Origin of the sequence: Rhodococcus sp. (in: high G+C Gram-positive bacteria) (genome assembly GCF_049299235.1) — a bacterium.
Lineage (GTDB): Bacteria > Actinomycetota > Actinomycetes > Mycobacteriales > Mycobacteriaceae > Rhodococcus.
The window spans coordinates 1-3,688 of the sequence record NZ_JBAQXC010000149.1 but is presented as its reverse complement, the minus strand read 5'-3'; the positions used below and the strand labels follow the sequence as shown (position 1 = coordinate 3,688).

Annotated in this window: 3 protein-coding genes; 1 reads left to right on the top strand and 2 read right to left on the bottom strand. The window is 67.8% G+C overall.

Features of this window, described 5'->3' with window-relative positions:
• A partial coding sequence (locus WAX14_RS09190) for an acetyl-CoA carboxylase biotin carboxylase subunit (protein WP_422627776.1) occupies window positions 1-1,315 on the bottom strand: 1,315 nt, incomplete at its 3' end.
• An 11-nt stretch (window positions 1,316-1,326) separates the two neighbouring features.
• Window positions 1,327-2,931, bottom strand: coding sequence for a carboxyl transferase domain-containing protein (locus WAX14_RS09185; protein ID WP_422627775.1), 1,605 nt, complete (start codon window positions 2,929-2,931; stop codon window positions 1,327-1,329).
• Window positions 2,932-3,032: 101 nt separating this feature from the next.
• Between WAX14_RS09185 and WAX14_RS09180 the strand changes: the two genes are divergently transcribed.
• The gene (locus WAX14_RS09180) at window positions 3,033-3,668 is read left to right on the top strand and encodes a TetR/AcrR family transcriptional regulator (RefSeq protein ID WP_422627774.1); all 636 of its coding nucleotides are present in this window, start codon (window positions 3,033-3,035) and stop codon (window positions 3,666-3,668) included.
• The last annotated feature ends 20 nt before the right edge of the window (window positions 3,669-3,688 follow it).

Sequence of the window (3,688 nt, the reverse complement as noted above, 5' to 3'; positions counted from 1 at the left end):
CGAGAGCACCGGCCTGCACGTCCGGGTCGGCAAGCAGGAACCGCGCGAAGTCGATATTGGTGACCACGCCCAGTACCGCGGTCTCCGACAACGCCCGATCGAGACGACGCAGCGCCGACGCCCGGTCCGGGCCGTGCGCGATGACCTTCGAGAGCATCGGGTCGTAGTCGCTGCCCACGACGGTGCCTTCGCGCAACCCGGAATCGACACGCACACCCGTGCCGGACGCCTCGTCCAGGCCCAGGACGGTGCCTCCGGTCGGCAGGAAACCACGCGCGGGGTCCTCGGCGTAGACGCGGGCTTCGATCGCATGCCCGGTCAGGGTGATGTCGTCCTGGGTGAATCCGAGCGGCTCACCCGCTGCGACCCGCACCTGCCATTCGACCAGGTCCAGGCCGGTGACCAGTTCGGTGACCGGGTGCTCGACCTGCAGGCGGGTGTTCATCTCCATGAAGAAGAACTCGTCGGGGGCGTCGGCGGAGACGATGAACTCGACGGTTCCGGCGCCGGTGTAGTCGACGCTGCGGGCGGTGTTGCACGCCGCGGCGCCGATGCGGGCGCGGGTCGCCTCGTCGAGCAACGGCGAGGGTGCTTCCTCGATGACCTTCTGGTGCCGGCGCTGCAGGCTGCATTCGCGTTCACCGAGATGCACGACGTTGCCGTGGGTGTCGGCGACGATCTGCACCTCGATGTGCCGCGGGCGTTGCACGAACCGCTCGAGGAACAGGGTGTCGTCGCCGAACGCCGACGCGGCTTCGCGGCGGGCGGACACCAGCGCATCGGGCAGATCGGCGGGGTCGGTGACCAGACGCATGCCCTTGCCGCCACCACCGGCGGACGGCTTGACCAGCACCGGGTAGCCGACATCGGCGGCACCGGCGATCAATTCGTCGTCGGTCAGGCCCGGCCGGGAGATACCGGGAACAACGGGCACGTCGAACGCGGACACGGCGTTCTTCGCGGTGATCTTGTCGCCCATCGTCTCGATCGCCTTCGCGGGCGGGCCGAGGAACGCGATCCCCGCATCGGCACATGCCTGCGCGAACGCCGAATTCTCGGACAGGAAGCCGTATCCGGGATGGATCGCCCGGGCGCCGGTGCTGCGGGCCGCGTCGATCACCTTCGCGATGTCGAGGTAGCTCTCCCGCGCAGCGGCCGGTCCGATCCGCACCGCGGTGTCCGCTTCGAGAACGTGCAGCGCACCGGCGTCGGCATCGGAATACACTGCGACGGAACGAATTCCCATCCGACGCAACGTGCGGATCACCCGGACCGCGATCTCACCGCGGTTGGCGACCAGAACGGTTTCGAACATGTTCATCTCACTTACATCCGGAAGACGCCGTAGGAGACCGGCTCGAGCGGCGCGTTCGCGCACGCCGACAAGGCCAGGCCGAGAACTTCTCTGGTATCGAGCGGGTCGATGATCCCGTCGTCCCAGAGTCGGGCGGTCGAGTAGTAGGGGTTGCCCTGCGCCTCGTACTGATCGCGGATCGGCGCCTTGAACGCCTCCTCGTCGTCGGCCGACCACGGCTTGCCCGACGCGTCGAGCTGCTCGGACCGCACGGTCGCGAGGACCGACGCGGCCTGCTCACCACCCATCACCGAGATCCGGGCGTTGGGCCACATCCACAGAAACCGCGGCGAATACGCGCGCCCGCACATCGAATAGTTGCCGGCACCGTAGGACCCGCCGACCACCACGGTCAGCTTCGGCACCCGCGCACATGCGACCGCGGTGACCATTTTCGCGCCGTGCTTGGCGATGCCCCCGGCTTCGTAGTCGCGGCCGACCATGAACCCGGAGATGTTCTGCAAGAACAGCAGCGGAATCGACCGCTTGTCGCACAGTTCGATGAAATGTGCTCCCTTGAGCGCGGATTCGCCGAACAGCACGCCGTTGTTGGCGACGATCCCGACCGGATGGCCGTGGATCCGTGCGAATCCGGTGACCAGGGTTTTGCCGTATTCGGCCTTGAACTCGCGGAAGCTCGAATCCGGTCCGCCCGGGTCGCCGTCGACGACCCGGGCGATGACCTCGCGCACGTCGTACGGGGTGCGTGAATCGGTGGGCACCACGTCGTACAGATCCGACGGGTCGGTGGCGGGTGCGAACGTGGGGGCCACGTCCCACGGGCGGGGGCTGCGCGGGCCGAATGTGGCGACGATGTCGCGGACCTTGTTCAGGGCGTCGCGGTCGTCCTCGGCGAGGTGGTCGGTGACGCCGGAGACCTTCGAGTGCAGGTCGCCGCCGCCGAGTTCCTCCGCGGTGACGACCTCACCGGTCGCGGCCTTCACCAGCGGCGGGCCGCCGAGGAAGATGGTGCCCTGGTTGCGGACGATGATCGCTTCGTCGCTCATCGCCGGGACGTAGGCGCCGCCGGCGGTGCACGAGCCGAGCACTGCCGCGATCTGCGGGATGCCCTTGGCGCTCATCGTCGCCTGGTTGTAGAAGATGCGGCCGAAGTGCTCGCGGTCGGGGAACACCTCGTCCTGCCGCGGCAGGAACGCGCCGCCGGAGTCGACGAGGTAGAGGCACGGCAGGTTGTTCTGCAGCGCGATCTCCTGCGCCCGCAGGTGCTTTTTGACCGTGATCGGGTAGTAGGTGCCGCCCTTGACGGTGGCGTCGTTGGCGACGATGACGCATTCGCGGCCGGAAACCCGTCCGATTCCTGCGATCATCCCGGCGCCGGGGCATTCGTCGTCGTACATGCCGTTCGCGGCGAGCGGGGCGATCTCGAGGAACGGGCTGCCCGGGTCGAGCAGTGCGTCGACGCGGTCGCGGGGAAGGAGCTTGCCGCGGGAGACGTGGCGTTCGCGGGATTTCTCGTTGCCGCCGAGCGCCGCGGCCGCGAGCCGTTCACGCAGTTCGCCGACGAGCGCGAGATGCTGCTCGCGGTGTGGGGAGAGAGTCGTTCGAGGGGTTGTCACAGCGTTGTCCTCGTCACTGGAGTTAATCTTCAATAACTGAAATCGAGGTTAACTGTGATTAACTGAGTTGTCCAGAGATCTCACGAACGGAAGAGGCGGCGATGTCCGAACCCGACGTGCAGGACGCTCCCGAAAACCCGTCGGAGCGGCCCGCCACCCGTCGCAGCCAGGCGAAAGCGGACCGACGGGGACAACTGCTGCGAGCCGCATCGCGACTCGTCGCCGAACGCGGGTTCGCCGGAGTCCGGCTCGAGGATCTCGGCGCCGCTGTGGGAATCAGTGGCCCCGCCGTCTACCGGCACTTCCCGAACAAGGACGCCCTACTGGTCGAACTGCTCGTCGATATCAGCCGGCGCTTGCTCGCCGGCGGAACCGCGGTCGCGACCGGCACGACCGAACCCGGGCGCGCACTGGTGCGCCTCGTCGATTTCCACCTGGACTTCGCACTCGGCGAACCGGATCTGATCCGGGTGCAGGACCGTGAATTGCAGTCGCTGCCCGACGACGCGCGCCGGGAGGTGCGTCAGACCCAGCGACGCTACGTCGAGATCTGGGTGGACGTGTTGCGTCGCATCGATCCGGCACTGCGGGAATCGGATGCGCGCACAATGGCGCATGCGACGTTCGGGCTCATCAACTCGACACCGCACAGCGCGATCCCCTACTCGCCCGCGGCCGCCCGAGTGGTACTCCGCCGCATGGCGCTGGCCGCACTGCGGACCGGGTCCGGTGCCTGAACGTCCCGAAACACACACGG

Bases quoted from the DNA above. Each gene is read 5' to 3' on its own strand.
- WAX14_RS09180 (WP_422627774.1), top strand. From the start codon at position 3,033: ATGTCCGAACCCGACGTGCAGGACGCTCCCGAAAACCCGTCGGAGCGG.